This is a genomic window from Candidatus Blastococcus massiliensis AP3 (assembly GCF_000582785.1).
Classification (GTDB): Bacteria; Actinomycetota; Actinomycetes; order Mycobacteriales; family Geodermatophilaceae; genus Blastococcus; species Blastococcus massiliensis.
Genome location: NZ_HG931173.1, coordinates 1,026,536 through 1,041,407 on the forward strand (window position 1 = coordinate 1,026,536; position 14,872 = coordinate 1,041,407).

Here is a 14,872-nt window from a genome sequence, read left to right on the forward strand (position 1 = left end):
CTCAGCCCACCTCGCGGAAGCGCACCCGCACACCCGGCACCAGCAGGGCGGGCGGCTCGCGGTCGACGTCGAAGAGGACGGCGTCGGTCCGGCCGACCAGTTGCCAGCCACCGGGCGAGGCGCGCGGGTAGACACCGGCGAACGGCCCGGCCAGCGCCACCGAGCCCGCCGGCACCCGCGTGCGCGGCGTCGCCCGGCGCGGGACGTGCAGGTCGGTCGGCAGGCCGGCGAGGTAGCCGAACCCGGGCGCGAACCCGCTGAAGGCCACGGTCAGCTCGGCGGCCGTCAGCTCGCGCACCAGCGCGGGCACGCTGCGTCCCGCCAGGTCGGCGACCTCGGTCAGGTCGGGCCCGTCGAAGACGACCGGCAGGGTGACGAGCGCGGCGGCGTCCTCGGGTCCCGCTGCCTCGAGGGGCAGCCGGCGCAGCGTGGCGACGTCGAGGTCGGTCGGCGCCCGGTCCAGGAGGACGAGCACCGTGCGGGCGGCCGGCACCAGCTCCCGCTGGCCGGGCAGCGGCGCACGGTCGAGCGCCGCTCGGAGTCCGGCCACCGCGGCCAGGTCGCCCACCTCCACCAGCAGGGCCCGGTCGCCGTACGGCAGCACCCGCATGCCTGCCCCGCCGCTCGTCACGGCGTCATGATCGGGCATGCACGGGGTCCGTGACCCAGGGGAGGCGTACCCGCCACCTCCCGGGGCATCCCTGACGGATGACCATCGCCGGGCGCTTCGCCCACGCGCTGGCCGCCGTCGACGATCCACACCTGGCGGGTGCGGAGCAGTTACCGGTCCGGCTGGCGTGGGCCTGCGTCGGCATGCTGCCGGTCGACGGAGCCGGACTCAGCCTGCGCGACGCCGGCCGGCACCGGGTGCCGCTGGGCGCCGCGCCCGACGAGGCCGTCCTGGCCGAGCGGCTGCAGTTCACCGTCGGCACGGGACCGTGCGCCTGGGCCGAGAGCACGCGCGAACCGGTGTTCGCCGTCGAGGACGACCTGCTCCGTCGCTGGCCGGTGTTCGGAGGCCTGCTGCACCGCGAGACCCCGTACCGGGCGGTCGTGGCGCTCCCCCTCGACCTCGGGTTCAGCGGATCGGCGGCCATCGACTTCTTCTTCCGGCGGTCGGCGGACGTCCCGGCGCTCGACGTCTTCGAGGCGCTGGCCGTCGGCGAACTGGTCGGCTCCGCGCTCAGCGAGGCGGCCGTCTGGTCGACCTGGCCGGCCGACCGCGGCCCGGACTGGCTGCACGGGCCCACCCCGCGGGCCCGGGGCGCCGTCTGGGAGTCGGTGGACAAGGTCGCCGCCGAACTGGCGCTCGCCCCGGCGACGGCGCTGGCGCTGCTGCGGGCCCGGGCCTACGTGCTCGGCGTTCCGGTCGACGAGGTGGCAGCCGACCTGCTGGCCGGTCGGCTGCGCGCCGGCGACCTCGGGGCCTGAGTCTCAGCCGGCGAACGACGCCGGCGTCACGCCGGCGGCCTCGAGCGCCGCGCGCACCGCCCGCGCCAGCTCGACGGCCCCCGGGGTGTCCCCGTGCACGCAGACCGACTCCACCTGTGCCGGCACCGTGCTGCCGTCGACGGCCACGACCGTCCCCTCGACGGCCATCCGCACCGCCCGCGCGGCGACCGCCGCCGGATCCTGGACGAGGGCGCCGGGCTCGCCGCGAGGCACCAGGCTGCCGTCGGGCGCGTACCCGCGGTCGGCGAAGCCCTCGGCCACCGTCGGGAGGCCGGCCTCGGCCGCGACCCGCAGCAGCACCGACCCGGGCAGCCCGAGCACGGGCAGGGCGGGGTCGTACGCCACGACGGCGTCGACCACGGCACGCGCCTGCCCCATGTGGGTGACGGTCGCGTTGTACAGAGCGCCGTGCGGCTTGACGTAGCGGACCCGGCTCCCGGCCGCGCGCGCGACGCCGTCCAGCGCCGCCACCTGGTAGAGCACGTCGTCGGCGAGCTCGGCGGGCGCGACGTCGATGAAGCGGCGGCCGAACCCGGCGAGGTCGCGGTAGGAGACCTGGGCGCCCACGGTGACCCCGGCGGCGGCGGCGCCACCGCAGACGCGGCGCATCGTCGTCGGGTCGCCGGCGTGGAAGCCGCAGGCCACGTTGGCGCTGGTGACGACGTCGAGCAGCGCCTCGTCGTCACCCAGCCGCCAGACGCCGAAGCCCTCGCCGAGGTCGGCGTTGAGGTCGACGGAGGTGCTCACCGGCGCAGTCTCGCACTGCGCCGGTGAGCAGACCGGCTCAGAGCTCCGGCTTGAGCTGCACCTTCACGACGCCGTCTTCCTTCTTCTGGAACTTGCGGTACATCTCCGGCGCCTCGGACAGCGGCACCCGGTGGGTGGCGAACGTGTCGCAGCCCAGCGGGTCGTCGTCGGTGAGCAGCGGCATGATCTCCGGGATCCAGCGCTTGATGTTGCACTGACCCATGCGCAGCTGGATCTGCTTGTCGAACATGGTCATCAGCGGCATCGGGTCGGCCGCTCCGCCGTAGACGCCCGACAGCGAGATGGTGCCGCCGCGGCGGACGATGTCGATCGCCGAGTAGAGCGCGTTGAGCCGGTCGACGCCGGCGTGCTCCATGATCGGCGCGGAGACCGCCTTCGGCAGCAGACCGGCCGCCTTCTGGATGAAGCTCGTGGCCGGCGACCCGTGGGCCTCCATGCCGACGGCGTCGAGCACCGAGTCGGGGCCGCGGCCTCCGGTCATGTCCCGGATCGCGTTCCCGATCTCGTCGACCTCGTCGAGGTCCACCACCTCGATGCCGCGGGCGCGCACCCGCTCCAGCCGCTCGGGCACCAGGTCGACCCCGATCACGCGGAACCCCTTGTGCTGGGCGATGCGGCAGGCGAAATCGCCGATCGGGCCGAGGCCCAGGACGACGAGCGTCCCGCCCTCGGGGACGGCGGCGTACTCCACGCCCTGCCAGGCGGTGGGGAGGATGTCCGAGAGGTAGGCGAACCGGTCGTCGGCCGGCCCCTCCGGCAACCGGATGTGCGTGAACTGCGCCTGCGGCACCCGCAGGTACTCGGCCTGGCCACCGGCCACCTCGCCGTAGAGCTTGGAGAAGCCGAACAGCGCCGCGCCCGTGCCGTGCTCGCGCACCTGGGTCGTCTCGCACTGCGTGTAGAGCTGCTGCCGGCACATCCAGCAGTGCCCGCAGGAGATCTGGAACGGGATCGAGACACGGTCGCCGACCTTCAGGTCGGTCACCGCCGAGCCGACCTCCACGACCTGGCCCATGTTCTCGTGGCCGAGGATGTTGCCGACCCCCATGAACGGCGACAGCGGCTCGTAGAGGTGCAGGTCCGAACCGCAGATGTTGGACGTCGTGACGCGGATGACGGCGTCCGTCGGCTCCTGCACGAACGGGTCGGGCACCTCCTCGACGCGTACGTCCCGCTGTCCGTGCCAGGTCACTGCCTTCATGGGGCTCCCGTTCGTCCTGTGCGTACGCGCCGCCGTCGGCGCACGATCGCCACGGGGTCGCAGTGCCCGGGCCGGGTGTGGCGAAACCGGCACCGGACCCACGTCAGCTACCGGAATGCGCTCCGTCGGCTGCCTGCTGCACCTGGCATGGCACCGGTCGAGCCGCTCACCCTCTTCGATCCCGAGCCGGCCCCCGCCCCTGCACCCCCGAACCGGCTGCTGCAGGTGAGGCGCATCTACGCCGAGCCCGCCGCCGTGGACAGCCCGCGCGGCCGGCAGGTGCTGGGCCGCTTCCCCGGCGCGGAGATCGTCGAGGTGCCGTCGCACTGGCAGATCCCCGAGCTGCACGGCAACGAGGGCAACGTCGAGCGGTGGGTGCGGGTCAAGACCGAGACCCTCGTCCTCGGTGTCAAGAAGTCGCTGTCGGCCCGGCCCAACGGCCGGTCGGCGAACTGGATCGCTCCCTCGACCGCCAACGGCTGCGCGATGGCGTGCGCGTACTGCTACGTCCCCCGGCGCAAGGGCTACGCCAACCCGGTCACCGTCTTCACCAACATCGAGCAGATCACCGGCTACCTGCGGCGGCACGTCGCCCGCCAGGGGGTCAAGCCCGAGCCGGACCAGGCGGATCCGGACAGCTGGGTCTACGACCTGGGCGAGAACAGCGACTGCTCGGTCGACGCGCTGGTCAGCGACAACGTGGCCGACCTGATCGCCACCTTCCGGGAGCTGCCGACCGCCAAGGCCTCCTTCGCGACGAAGTACGTCAACCGGCAACTGCTCGACCTCGATCCGGCCGGCCGCACCCGCATCCGGTTCTCCGTCCTGCCGGAGGACGACGCGCAGCTGCTCGACGTCCGCACCAGCCGGGTCGCCGAGCGGATCGCGGCGGTCGACGACTTCGTCGCGGCCGGCTACGAGGTGCATCTCAACCTGTCGCCGGTCGTTCTCCGCGACGGCTGGGAGGCCGCCTGGGCTGCGTTGTTACAGCGACTGGACGACGAGCTGTCCGCCGCCTCGAAGGCGCAGGCCGCCGCCGAGGTCATCCTGCTCACCCACAACCGCGACCTGCACGAGGTCAACCTCGGCTGGCACCCGAAGGCCGAGGAGTTGCTGTGGCGGCCGGAGCTGCAGCAGCCCAAGCGCAGCCAGAACGGGCAGGACAACGTCCGCTACCGCACCGACGTCAAGCGGGACGGCGTACAGCGACTGCAACGACTCGTCGGGCGGCACGCGCCCTGGCTGCGCATCCGCTACGCCTTCTGATCGGCTCGGGTCCGGTCGAAAACCGTCCGCGGTGGGTTCCGAAGGTAACGATTCGTGTGACAAAGTTGCACACGTAGTGACCGATCGACTGCAGGGGGCACGGTGCCGATGGACCTGGGGCGCCTGTCGGCGGTCCCCGCGGAGCACCTCCTCGACGCCCTCCCCGACGCCGTCGTCGTGGCCGACGTCCAGGGGCGCGTCACCTATGCCAACCCGGCCATCCGCACGCTGCTCGGCCACGACCCCGCGGAACTCATCGGCCGTCCGCTCACCAGGGCACTGCCGGCGCGGTTCCAGTCCGGTGTCGACGGCCGCGCCCTGCGCCCGGTGAGCACCGGGCAGGGCGAGCTGCTGGGACGGACGACGCAGCTGCCCGTGCTGCACGCCGCCGGCCACGAGGTCACGGTGGACCTCACGGTGGCCCGGCTGGAGCCCTTCCCCGGGGCCGCGCCCGAGGAGCGCTCGGTGGTCTGCGTGCTGCGGGACGCGAGCACCACGATCCTGCTCGAGCGGCAGCTCCAGGTCAGCCGCTACCTGACGGCCACCCTCCGGGTGACCGCGGCGCTCACGGAGGCCGCGGACGCCGACGTCGCGTTCCAGCGGCTGCTTCCCACGCTCTGCACCGAGCTCGACTGGGACGCCGCGGTGCTGTGGGAGGCCGACGAGCACAGCGGCCGGCTGGTGCATGCCGGCACCTGGACGGCGCGTGACGTGGAGGTGCCGGCGCTGCGCGGCGAGACCCGCCGCACCTTCGGCCGCGGTGAGGGGCTGCCCGGCCTGGTCCGGCAGCAGCGCGCGCCGGTCGTGATCGAGGACCTCTGGAGCGACCCCCGTTTCCTGCGCCAGGAGGCCGCGCGCAGCGACGACGTCCGCACCGGCGTGGCCTTCCCGGTGCTCCGCGGGGAGACCGTCCTGGGCGTCTGCGAGCTGTTCTCCCGCCCCCGTCGCATCGTGCCGCCGGAGCTGATCGAGGTGCTGGCGCACGCCGGCCGCCAGATCGGCCAGTTCCTCGACCGGCTGCGTGCCGCCTCCGAGATCCGGTCCCTGGCCGAGACGCTGCAGCGCAGCCTGCTGCCGTCGCACCTGCCCGACATCCCCGGCGTGGAGCTGGCCGCGCACTACCGGGCCGGCGGCGGCGCGTCCCTGGTGGGCGGCGACACCTACGACGTGATGCCGCTGCCCGACGGGCGGTGGATGGCGCTGATCGCCGACGTGTGCGGCACCGGCGCGGAGGCGGCGGCCCTGACAGCGCTGACCCGGCACACCGCGCGCGCCGCGTCGGCCGCCGGCTGCCCGGCCGCGGTGCTGGCCGCGGTCAACACCGCGCTCCTGCGGGAGCAGGGCGCCGGACCGCTCCGGTTCGTCACCGCCGCCTGCCTCGTGCTGGAGAGCGGCCCGGACGGGCGTCGCATCGGCATCAGCATCGCCGGGCACCCGTCGCCCCTGCTCCGCACCTCCGACGGCGAGGTCCGCGCCCTGGGCCGGCCGGCCGCACCGCTCGGCGTGGACGCCGACACCGTCTTCACCGACCACACCGTCGAACTCCCGCCGGGCTCCACGCTGCTGCTCTACACCGACGGGGTCACCGAGGCTCGCGACGGCGCCGGCGAGCAGTTCGGCGAGGACACGCTGCAACGGCTGCTGGAGGACGAGAGCTGCGCGGAGGCCGAGGGCGCCGTCGCGGCGGTCGCCGCGGCCGTCGAGGAGCAGGTGGCCGGTTCCCGCCACGAGGCCGACGACATGGCGCTGCTGGCCCTGACCGTCCCGGCCTGACCACCGCGGTCGCCGCGAGGGCACGGCTACCGTGGCCGTGTGGCGCGCGTGGTGGTGGTCGGCGCCGGGCTCGGCGGGCTGGCCACGGCCGCCCGGCTGGCCGCGCAGGGGCACGCCGTCACCGTGCTGGAGCAGGCCGAGCAGGTGGGCGGCAAGCTCGGCCTCCTGACCGTGGACGGGCACGTCTTCGACACCGGCCCGAGCCTGGTCACGCTCCCCCAGGTCTACCGCGACCTCTTCTCCGCCACCGGCGCACCGCTCGAGGAGTCGGTCGACCTCGTCCGCCTCGACCCCGCGGTGGCCTACCGGTTCGCCGACGGAACGCGACTGGACCTCCCCGGTCTCCCCGCCGCCGTGCCGGCCGCCCTCGACGGCGCCCTGGGCCCCGGAGCAGGTGCGCAGTGGTCGGCGCTGATGGCGCGCGCCGAGCGGATGTGGCAGGTCAGCGAGGGCCCCTTCCTGCGCACTCCGCTGGCCGGCGTCGCCACGCTGGCCCGCCTCGCCCGCCGGCCGGCCGACGTCGCCACCGTCGCGCCCTGGCAGTCCCTGCGCAGCCTCGGGAGGGCTTACCTCCGGCACCCCCACCTGCGGACCCTGCTGGACCGCTACGCCACCTACTCCGGCTCCGATCCGCGCCGGGCGCCGGCGGTGCTCGCCACCGTGGCGCACGCCGAGCAGGCGTTCGGGTCCTGGTACGTGCGGGGCGGGTTGCACCGGCTGCCGCAGGCCGTGGCGGAGCGGGCCGTGGAACACGGCGCCGTGCTGCGCACCGGCTGCGCGGTGCGCCGGGTCGTCGTGACCGGCGGCCGGGCGTCGGGAGTGGAACTGGCCGCTGGCGAGGTCCTCCCCGCCGACGTCGTCGTGTCGAACGTGGACGCCGCGGCCCTCTACGCCGACCTGGTGCCCGCCCGGGCGGCCGCGGCGCCACGGCGGGCGCTCGCCCGGACGACCCCGTCCCTGTCCGGGTTCGTGCTGCTGCTCGGGCTGCGCGGCCGGACGCCGGGGCTGGCCCACCACACCGTGCTCTTCCCCGACGACTACGACGACGAGTTCGACGCCGTCTTCGGCACCGGCCGGTACGCCGGAGGGCCACGGCCGGTGGCCGACCCGGCCGTCTACGTCAGCGCGCCCGACGACCCGGAGCTGCGACCCGACGAGGACAGCGAGTCGTGGTTCGTGCTGGTCAACGCGCCCCGGCACGACCCTCGCCGGGGTGTCGACTGGGACGAGCCGGGCCTGGCCGAGCGGTACGCGGAGACGGTCCTGCGGAGGATGGCCGACCGGGGGCTGGACGTCCGGGACCGCATCCGGGTGCGCACCATCCGCACCCCGGCCGACCTGGAACGGAGCACCGGCAGCGTCGGCGGGTCCATCTACGGGACGTCGAGCAACGGCGCCCGGGCGGCGTTCCTGCGGCCCGCGAACGTGTCACCCGTGCCGGGGCTCTTCCTCGTCGGCGGCTCGGCGCACCCGGGTGGCGGGCTCCCGCTGGTGACCCTGTCCGCCGAGATCGTCGCCGGGCTGGTGGGCCCCGCCTGAGCCTCGGCCCGGTGCGCCCGCGGCGCCCACGTGCGAGGGTCGGGGGGTGCGTGCATACCCGCCGGCGTGCGGTCCGGAGCAGGCCCAGCTGACCGCCTTCCTGGACACCCAGCGCGAGACCGTCCTGCTCAAGGCCGACGGGCTGGAGGCCGACCAGCTCGCCCGCCCCCTGGCACCGTCGTCGCTGACCCTCGCCGGGCTGCTCAACCACCTGGCGCGCGTCGAGGACCTCTGGTTCCAGGTGCGCTTCGCCGGCCGGCACCCGGATCCGCTCTGGGCGGGCGTCGACTGGGCGGCCGACCCCGACCACGACTTCCGCACCGCCGTGGACGTGCCGCCCGAGGAGCTGCGCCGTCGCTACCTCGACGCCATCGGCCGGAGCCGGGAGACGGTCAAGAGCACCGACACCCTCGACCAGCGCTCCGTGCGCCCTCGGTCCAACGGCCAGTACGTCGACCTGCGCTGGGTGCTGCTGCACCTGATCGAGGAGACCGCGCGGCACGCCGGCCACGCCGACCTGCTGCGGGAGGCGATCGACGGCTCCGTGGGCGACCAGCCCCCGGGATGACGACGACGCCCGACCGGCCTCAGGCGCGCGCGGCCCCGTAGCCGAGCAGCGCGGCCAGGCCGAGGGCGCTCCGCGGCTGGTAGGCGGCCCGCCACAGGCCACCGTGCGCCGCCTGGCAGGCCTCGTCCTGCCACGGGTGCTCGTGCGCCGGCCCACCGCCGGTGTGCAGGTCGTGCACGAGGAGCGCGGCCATGAGGACGTTCGAGGTCGCCGGCTCGAAGATCTCGACGCCGAACCGGTGGGCACCGGCGTAAGCAGCGGCGAGCGCGCGGTTCTTCACCACCGAGCGGGTGCGCGTCGGCGGCGCCACGTTCATCGACACGGTGCTGCCGGCCGCTCGCGCCGTCGTCGCACGCCAGCGCTGCAGCCGCTTGGCCAGGGCGTAGTTGGGGCCCTGCTGGGCGACCAGGCTGTCGGCGATCCCGGGGTCGGTCCCGGGGACGTACGCGCGCTGCAGCAGTCGGCCACCGGAGACCGTGCGCAGCGGGCGGCCCAGGAGCTTCGCCGGGCGCGACCGGGCCGCGTAGGCCTGGACCGACTGCGCCACCGCGTCGGCCGGCACGGCGAAGACGTCGGTCGGCGTCGCCAGGAACGCCAGCGCGAGCTCCGGCCGGGCCCCCGCCAGCCGCACCGTGAGTGCGTCGACGGCCGTGGACACCCGCACGTTCGTCGCGCCGTCGGCGTAGACGTAGTTGCCCAGGACCGGCCGCCCGGGCAGCCCGGCCGCCCACGCGGCGACCTCGGGCACCTCGGTGATCAGGTCGGCGCCCGCGCGGCCCGGGTCCACGCCCGCCGCGGCGTCGTCGACCGGGACCAGGAGCGTGCCGGCACCACCGCGGGCGATGTCGAGGACCCGCTCCCACAGCGGCGCCCGGGGCAGGTCGACCCCCGCGACGGTGGCACCCCAGCGCAGCAGTGCCGTGAGGGGACCCATCTCGGCCCCGGCGCCGAGGACGACCACGGTGCTGTCCGGGAGGGCCAGCCACTCGGGGTTCGCCGCGACGGTGCGGACCGCCTCGGCGCACGTGGGCTCGATGACGCCGGAGGCCACCCAGCCGTCCAGTTGGCGCAGCAGCCCGTCGCCCCGCAGCCGCCGGCCGTGGAAGGGCAGCGACAGCTCCCGCTCCGGCTCCGCGGTGCCGCGGACCGCGACGGTGTGCAGCGCTCGACCGGCGGGGGCGCCGACCAGGTCGGCCAGGCTCGTCTCACCCTCCGGACCGGCCACCCGCATCCGCGAGTGCAGAGCGGTCAGCCCCGCCTCGGCGACGGCCCGGGCACCCGGTGGCGAGGTCAGACCGGCCTCCACCAGCCGCCGGAAGTGGGTCAGGTAGCCACCCCGCCAGTTGGTCTCGCGCTCGGCGGCGAGCGCGCCGGCGGCGTCGACCGGGCGCAGCGCGTCGGCGACCACGGCACGGCCCAGGGCCGCCGTGCTCCGCCGGCCGTCCGCTCCTGCGGGGAAGACGACGCCCCGCTCGTCCTCGCTCATGGCTGCATCTCCACGCCGTCAGCTTTCCAGTTCCACCCCGAGTCGTGCGCTCGCCTCCGCCACCCCCGTGAGGCGTCCCCGTGCGACGACGCGGCCCCGGTCGCCGGCTCGTCGCCGACGGCCGGGGCCGCGTCGTGCTGCGCTGCCCTGCTCCGGAGGCAGGTCGGCGCAGTCGGTCAGCTGGTGGCGCCCTTCAGGGCCTCCGACAGCGCCGCCGCCTCGTCGGGCGACAGCTCGACGACGAGGCGACCGCCTCCCTCGAGCGGTACGCGCATGACCAGGCCGCGGCCCTCCTTGGTCACCTCGAGGGGACCTTCACCCGTACGCGGCTTCATGGCCGCCATGCGTGCCTCCTTCGCGGCCACACCGCTCCCCGCCGAGGGCGAGGGTTGGGGTGGCGTCGGTCGATGCTGTGAGCTCCGTCAATGATCCCGTATGCCACGCCGTCGTCCAACACGAGCCCCTATCAGGGGAACGCCCGGAAGCAGTCGGCGACGTGATCGTCGACCATCCCGGTCGCCTGCATGAGCGCGTACGCCGTCGTGGGACCCACGAAGACGAAGCCCCGGCGCTTGAGTTCGCGCGCCATCGCCACCGACTCGGGGCTGGTCGCAGGCACGTCGGCGAGGGTGGCCGGCCGGGTACGCGGCCCCGAGGGCGCGAAGGACCACAGCAGGTCCGACAGGCCTTCGGGCTGCTGCCGGGCGGTCCGTGCGTTGCGGACGGTCGCGGCGATCTTGGCCCGGTTGCGCACGATGCCCGCGTCGGCCATCAGGCGCGCCTCGTCGTCGGCGTCGAACTCCGCGACCGCGTCGATCGAGAAGTTCGCGAACGCGGCCCGGAACGCAGGGCGCTTGCGCAGGATGGTGAGCCACGAGAGCCCGGACTGGAACGCCTCGAGGCAGAGCCGCTCGAAGAGGGCGTCGTCGCCGCGCAGGGGCCTCCCCCACTCCTCGTCGTGGTAGGTGACGTACTCGGGAGCGGACTCCCCCCAGGCGCAGCGCTGCACGTCGGCGACCGTAGCGGCCGGCACCGACAGGTCAGCGGGCCGCCGCGTCGAGCGCCTCGCCGGCGGGTGCGGGAGCCGCCGCACCGCTGCGACTCGTGGCGAGGACGCAGCCGACCAGCACCAGCGGGAGCCCCAGGGTGATGCCCAGGGTGAACGGCTCGTCGAGCAGCAGGACGCCGAGCAGCACCGCCACCACCGGGTTGACGAAGGTGATCACCAGGGCACGCTGCGGCCCCACCTCGCGGATGAGCGAGAAGAACAGCGCCAGTGCCAGCGCGGTGCAGACCACCCCCAGCGCGAGCAGCGCCAGCAGCGCCTCGCCCGACGCCTCGGCAGCCCCCCCGAGCTGCGGGACGGCGAACGGCGCGTAGACCAGCGCGGTGACCGTCAGGGCGACGGAGGCTGCGGCGACCCCCGGCACCCCGGGCAGCTTGCGGCTGACCACCATCGGCGCGGTCGCGTACCCGACGACGACGCCCGCGACGGCGAGGACCGGCCACAGGTGGGCGCCCTCCACGTCCAGACCGAGCAGCGCGGTGATCCCGAGGACCCCGATGCCGAGGCCGAGCAGCCGCACCGGGGTCAGTCGGTCCTCCTCCCCGGCCACCCGCGCGGCCACCGCGGCGACGAAGGGCACACCGGCCACCAGCAGCCCGGTGAGCGAACTGGACAGCGACTGCTCGGCGTACGACAGCAGCAGCCACGGCGCGGTCATCTCCAGCACGGTGAAGGCCAGCAGCCAGCGCCAGTGCCGCAGCGCCGTCCGCAGGTGTCCGGCGCGGAGCGTCCACGGCAGCAGCAGCGCCGCACCGATCGCGCAGCGGGCGAAGACCACGACGACCGGTGACACCTCGCCCACGGCGACCTTGATCAGCAGGTAGGGGACCCCCCAGATGACCGCCATGGCCAGGAACAGCGCCCACCCGCGGCGGCTCACCGGGCGGGCGTTCCGCCCGGCCGGGCCGCCACCGCCGCGAAGCGGCGCAGCGAGCGGCGCACGCCCCACCGGACGAAGGGTCGGACGGCGTACCACCCCGGCGTGAGGAACACCCCGAACCAGCCCCACGGCAGGTAGAACCGCTCGGTCCAGACGAAGGTGGCGTGCTCGCCGCGCGGCTCGATCTCGAAGATCCCCGGACCCCGGATGACGCGTCCGGTGTGCTGCACCTCGACCAGCCGCGGCGGTTCCCACTTCGTGATCACCATCGTGTCGAGCAGACCCACGTGCCGTCCGCCGGGCAGGGGCAGCCCGGTGCGCGCCACGAGCCGCCCGCCGACGCCCTGCGCCGGCCCGTCGACGGTCTGCACGTCGGTGGCGACCATCCACTCGCCCTGTCCCACCCAGTCGGTGAGCACCTCCCACACGCGCCCCGGCGTCGCCTCGACGTCGATCCGCTCGACCAGTTCAGGCATGCGGGTTCTCCTCGTCGTCGCGCGCGGGTGTGCGATCGCTCTTCAGCTCGTCGGTGGCGACCGGATGCAGCCGCTCGGTCAGTGCGGCGATCTCGGCGTCGCGCTCGTCCAGCGTCCGGGCGAACTGGTCGAGCAGCCAGTCGACCTCGCTCATCCGGTAGCCGCGCAGGGTGACCGTCATCCGCAGCGCCCGCACGTCGTCGCCGGTGACGGGGCGGGCCACGGGCAGCTGCACGGGCGACCGGTCCGGGTCGGCCGGCGGCCGGGTCTCCCCGCGCCCCATCAGCAGGGATGCGCCGAGGAAGAGCAGTGCGGCGACGACGAGGACACCGACGACGAAGAGGACGACGTCGAGCACGTCAGGCGTCGGACGGCCCGAGCGGCGCCCGCATCCCGCCGCCGCCTTCGCCCGATGCCGTCCGGGCGGCCTCGGCGGCCTGGATCGCCGCGACCACCTCGCCGACGTCGTCGGTGACGGTGAGCAGGTCCAGGTCGGTCGGGCTGATCGTGCCGGTCGCGGCCATGGTGTTGCGGACCCAGTCGATGAGGCCCGACCAGTAGGCGGTGTCGTACAGGATGACCGGGAAGCGGGTCACCTTGCGCGTCTGCACCAGCGTCAGCGCCTCGAACAGCTCGTCCAGGGTGCCGAAGCCGCCGGGCAGGATCACGAACGCCTGCGCGTACTTCACGAACATCGTCTTGCGGACGAAGAAGTAGCGGAAGGAGATGCCGACGTCGACCCACTCATTGAGCTCCTGCTCGAACGGCAGCTCGATGCCCAGGCCGACCGACAGCCCTCCGGCCTCGCACGCCCCCCGGTTGGCCGCCTCCATGACCCCCGGGCCGCCGCCGGTGATCACCGCGTAGCCCGCCTCCGCGAGCGCCGCCCCGACGGCCACGCCGGCCGCGTAGTGCGGGTGGTCGGCCGGCGTGCGGGCGCTGCCGAAGACGCTCACCGCGCGCGGCAGCTCGGAGAGGAGACCGAAGCCCTCGACGAACTCGGACTGGATCCTCAGGACGCGCCACGGGTCCGTGTGGACCCAGTCCGTGGGCCCGCGCCGGTCGAGCAGCCGCTGGTCGGTCGTCGTCCCCACCGTCCGGGGATCGGGCTCTCCACCGCGCAGCAGCACGGGGCCGCGGTGCCGCGCCGGGCGCTCGCGCGGGGCAGCCTGCGGCTGGGGGTCCTGCGGGCCGGGTGGGACGGTCATGCGGTGCTCCCGGACAGGTAGGCGGTCAGGGCGTCCTCCGCCGGCTGCAACCGGTCGACCAGGACGTGCTCCTCGCGGGTGTGCGCCAGGGTGGGGTCCCCCGGCCCGTAGTTGAGCGCGGGGATGCCGAAGGCGGCGAACCGGGCGACGTCGGTCCAGCCGAGCTTGGCCCGCGCCGGACGGCCGACGGCGGCGACGAACGCGGCGGCGGCGGGCTCGGAGAGCCCGGGCAGCGCACCGCCGGCGTTGTCGACGACGGTGAGCGTCGCGCCGGCGGCGGTCGCGTCGGCGAACACCTCGCGCACGTGCGCCTCGGCGGCGTCCTCGTCCCGGTCGGGCGCGTAGCGGAAGTTGACCGTGAGTGCCGCCTCGTCGGGGATCACGTTGCCGGCGACGCCACCGGAGATGCCCACGGCGTTGAGCCCTTCCCGGTACAGGCAGCCGTCGATCTCCACCTCGCGCGGCCGGTAGGCGGCCAGCGCGGTGACCGCACCGGTCAGCGCGTGGATCGCGTTCACGCCGAGCCAGCTGCGGGCGCTGTGCGCCCGGTGGCCCGTCGTCTCCAGCACCGCCCGCAGCGTGCCCTGGCAGCCCCCCTCGATCTCGCCGTCGGTGGGCTCCATGAGGATCGCGAGGTCGCCGTAGAGCCAGCCGCGCCGCTCCCGGGCCACCCGGCCCAGGCCGTTCCTGGCCGACTCCACCTCCTCGTTGTCGTAGAAGACGAAGGTGAGGTCGTGCGCGGGCTGCGCGCCCGGGACGCCGAACCGCGCCGCGAGCCGCAGCATCACCGCGTCGCCGGACTTCATGTCGCTGGTGCCGCAGCCGTAGAGGCGGCCGGTGGCCTCGTCGAGCCGGCTGGGCACGTTGTCGGCGATCGGCACCGTGTCCAGGTGCCCGGCGAGGACGACGCGGGTGGGCCGGCCGAGGTTGGTCCGGGCGAGCACGGCGTCGCCGATCCGCTCGACCTCCAGACCGCCCAGGGCGCGCAGCGCCGCCTCCACCGCGTCGGCCAGCGGCCCTTCGCTGCCGGAGACCGACGGGGCGTCGACGAGCGCCCGGGTCACCGCGAGGACGTCGGCGGAGAGGTCGAGCGGCGGCAGGGTGCTCACGGTCGGGAAGCCTAAGGGTGACGTGCCCGAGCGGCCCGCCTGCAGGTGTCCGCCACGAGCCGGCGAGTGGTCGGGGCGGC

Annotated in this window: 16 protein-coding genes; 5 read left to right on the plus strand and 11 right to left on the minus strand. The window is 74.9% G+C overall.

Annotation, left to right across the window (positions count from 1 at the left end):
- Nucleotide 1 precedes the first annotated feature (1 nt).
- Nucleotides 2-631 (minus strand): 5-oxoprolinase subunit B family protein, encoded by a 630-nt coding sequence (locus BN344_RS05070; RefSeq protein WP_231486500.1) that lies wholly within the window; start codon nucleotides 629-631, stop codon nucleotides 2-4.
- A 77-nt stretch (nucleotides 632-708) separates the two neighbouring features.
- On the opposite strand from BN344_RS05070, the gene BN344_RS05075 reads away from it, so the two are divergent.
- Entirely contained in the window at nucleotides 709-1,431 is a 723-nt protein-coding gene (locus tag BN344_RS05075) for a hypothetical protein (protein WP_040337222.1), read from the plus strand.
- Between the two features lie 3 nt (nucleotides 1,432-1,434).
- On the opposite strand, the gene BN344_RS05080 is transcribed toward BN344_RS05075, so the two are convergent.
- Nucleotides 1,435-2,199 carry a LamB/YcsF family protein gene (locus BN344_RS05080; RefSeq protein ID WP_040337223.1) on the minus strand — a complete coding sequence of 255 codons (765 nt, stop codon included), beginning with the start codon at nucleotides 2,197-2,199 and terminating at the stop codon, nucleotides 1,435-1,437.
- Nucleotides 2,200-2,236: 37 nt separating this feature from the next.
- A complete protein-coding gene (locus tag BN344_RS05085) occupies nucleotides 2,237-3,421 on the minus strand; it encodes a zinc-dependent alcohol dehydrogenase (RefSeq protein ID WP_040337224.1) in 1,185 nt (394 codons plus the stop codon).
- A gap of 147 nt (nucleotides 3,422-3,568) precedes the next feature.
- Here BN344_RS05085 and BN344_RS05090 point away from each other — a divergent pair, with 147 nt between their 5' ends.
- The 4 genes from BN344_RS05090 to BN344_RS05105 all read left to right on the plus strand — a co-directional run bounded on the left by BN344_RS05090 (nucleotide 3,569) and on the right by BN344_RS05105 (nucleotide 8,567).
- The gene (locus tag BN344_RS05090) at nucleotides 3,569-4,687 is read left to right on the plus strand and encodes a spore photoproduct lyase family protein (protein ID WP_040337225.1); all 1,119 of its coding nucleotides are present in this window, start codon (nucleotides 3,569-3,571) and stop codon (nucleotides 4,685-4,687) included.
- Between the two features lie 108 nt (nucleotides 4,688-4,795).
- Nucleotides 4,796-6,460, plus strand: coding sequence for a SpoIIE family protein phosphatase (locus BN344_RS05095; protein ID WP_040337226.1), 1,665 nt, complete (start codon nucleotides 4,796-4,798; stop codon nucleotides 6,458-6,460).
- A 39-nt stretch (nucleotides 6,461-6,499) separates the two neighbouring features.
- A complete protein-coding gene (locus BN344_RS05100) occupies nucleotides 6,500-7,999 on the plus strand; it encodes a phytoene desaturase family protein (protein ID WP_040337227.1) in 1,500 nt (499 codons plus the stop codon).
- Between the two features lie 46 nt (nucleotides 8,000-8,045).
- Nucleotides 8,046-8,567 carry a DinB family protein gene (locus tag BN344_RS05105; protein ID WP_040337228.1) on the plus strand — a complete coding sequence of 174 codons (522 nt, stop codon included), beginning with the start codon at nucleotides 8,046-8,048 and terminating at the stop codon, nucleotides 8,565-8,567.
- Between the two features lie 19 nt (nucleotides 8,568-8,586).
- On the opposite strand, the gene BN344_RS05110 is transcribed toward BN344_RS05105, so the two are convergent.
- The 8 genes from BN344_RS05110 to dapE all read right to left on the minus strand — a co-directional run bounded on the left by BN344_RS05110 (nucleotide 8,587) and on the right by dapE (nucleotide 14,792).
- On the minus strand, nucleotides 8,587-10,053 hold the full coding sequence (locus tag BN344_RS05110; RefSeq protein WP_040337229.1) for a hypothetical protein: 1,467 nt from the start codon (nucleotides 10,051-10,053) through the stop codon (nucleotides 8,587-8,589).
- 176 nt (nucleotides 10,054-10,229) lie between these two features.
- The gene (locus BN344_RS19425) at nucleotides 10,230-10,397 is read right to left on the minus strand and encodes a DUF3117 domain-containing protein (RefSeq protein ID WP_012947303.1); all 168 of its coding nucleotides are present in this window, start codon (nucleotides 10,395-10,397) and stop codon (nucleotides 10,230-10,232) included.
- Nucleotides 10,398-10,519: 122 nt separating this feature from the next.
- A complete protein-coding gene (locus BN344_RS05115; RefSeq protein WP_231486501.1) occupies nucleotides 10,520-11,062 on the minus strand; it encodes a DNA-3-methyladenine glycosylase I in 543 nt (180 codons plus the stop codon).
- Between the two features lie 31 nt (nucleotides 11,063-11,093).
- Nucleotides 11,094-11,999: a DMT family transporter gene (locus BN344_RS05120; protein WP_040337980.1), complete on the minus strand. Its 906-nt coding sequence runs from the start codon at nucleotides 11,997-11,999 to the stop codon at nucleotides 11,094-11,096.
- Nucleotides 11,996-12,475, minus strand: coding sequence for an SRPBCC family protein (locus BN344_RS05125; protein ID WP_040337230.1), 480 nt, complete (start codon nucleotides 12,473-12,475; stop codon nucleotides 11,996-11,998). The genes BN344_RS05120 and BN344_RS05125 overlap by 4 nt, the downstream gene beginning before the upstream one ends.
- Nucleotides 12,468-12,833, minus strand: a complete 366-nt coding sequence (locus BN344_RS05130) for a DivIVA domain-containing protein (protein WP_040337231.1) — start codon at nucleotides 12,831-12,833, stop codon at nucleotides 12,468-12,470. The genes BN344_RS05125 and BN344_RS05130 overlap by 8 nt, the downstream gene beginning before the upstream one ends.
- 1 nt (nucleotide 12,834) lies before the next feature.
- Nucleotides 12,835-13,683: an LOG family protein gene (locus BN344_RS05135; RefSeq protein WP_040337232.1), complete on the minus strand. Its 849-nt coding sequence runs from the start codon at nucleotides 13,681-13,683 to the stop codon at nucleotides 12,835-12,837.
- Nucleotides 13,680-14,792 carry a succinyl-diaminopimelate desuccinylase gene (dapE, locus tag BN344_RS05140; protein WP_040337233.1) on the minus strand — a complete coding sequence of 371 codons (1,113 nt, stop codon included), beginning with the start codon at nucleotides 14,790-14,792 and terminating at the stop codon, nucleotides 13,680-13,682. The genes BN344_RS05135 and dapE overlap by 4 nt, the downstream gene beginning before the upstream one ends.
- Between the last annotated feature and the right edge of the window lie 80 nt (nucleotides 14,793-14,872).

Bases quoted from the DNA above. Each gene is read 5' to 3' on its own strand.
- BN344_RS05075 (WP_040337222.1), top strand. From the start codon at position 709: ATGACCATCGCCGGGCGCTTCGCCCACGCGCTGGCCGCCGTCGACGAT.
- BN344_RS05085 (WP_040337224.1), bottom strand. From the start codon at position 3,421: ATGAAGGCAGTGACCTGGCACGGACAGCGGGACGTACGCGTCGAGGAG.
- BN344_RS05090 (WP_040337225.1), top strand. From the start codon at position 3,569: ATGGCACCGGTCGAGCCGCTCACCCTCTTCGATCCCGAGCCGGCCCCC.
- BN344_RS05095 (WP_040337226.1), top strand. From the start codon at position 4,796: ATGGACCTGGGGCGCCTGTCGGCGGTCCCCGCGGAGCACCTCCTCGAC.
- BN344_RS05110 (WP_040337229.1), bottom strand. From the start codon at position 10,053: ATGAGCGAGGACGAGCGGGGCGTCGTCTTCCCCGCAGGAGCGGACGGC.
- BN344_RS19425 (WP_012947303.1), bottom strand. From the start codon at position 10,397: ATGGCGGCCATGAAGCCGCGTACGGGTGAAGGTCCCCTCGAGGTGACC.
- BN344_RS05125 (WP_040337230.1), bottom strand. From the start codon at position 12,475: ATGCCTGAACTGGTCGAGCGGATCGACGTCGAGGCGACGCCGGGGCGC.
- BN344_RS05135 (WP_040337232.1), bottom strand. From the start codon at position 13,683: ATGACCGTCCCACCCGGCCCGCAGGACCCCCAGCCGCAGGCTGCCCCG.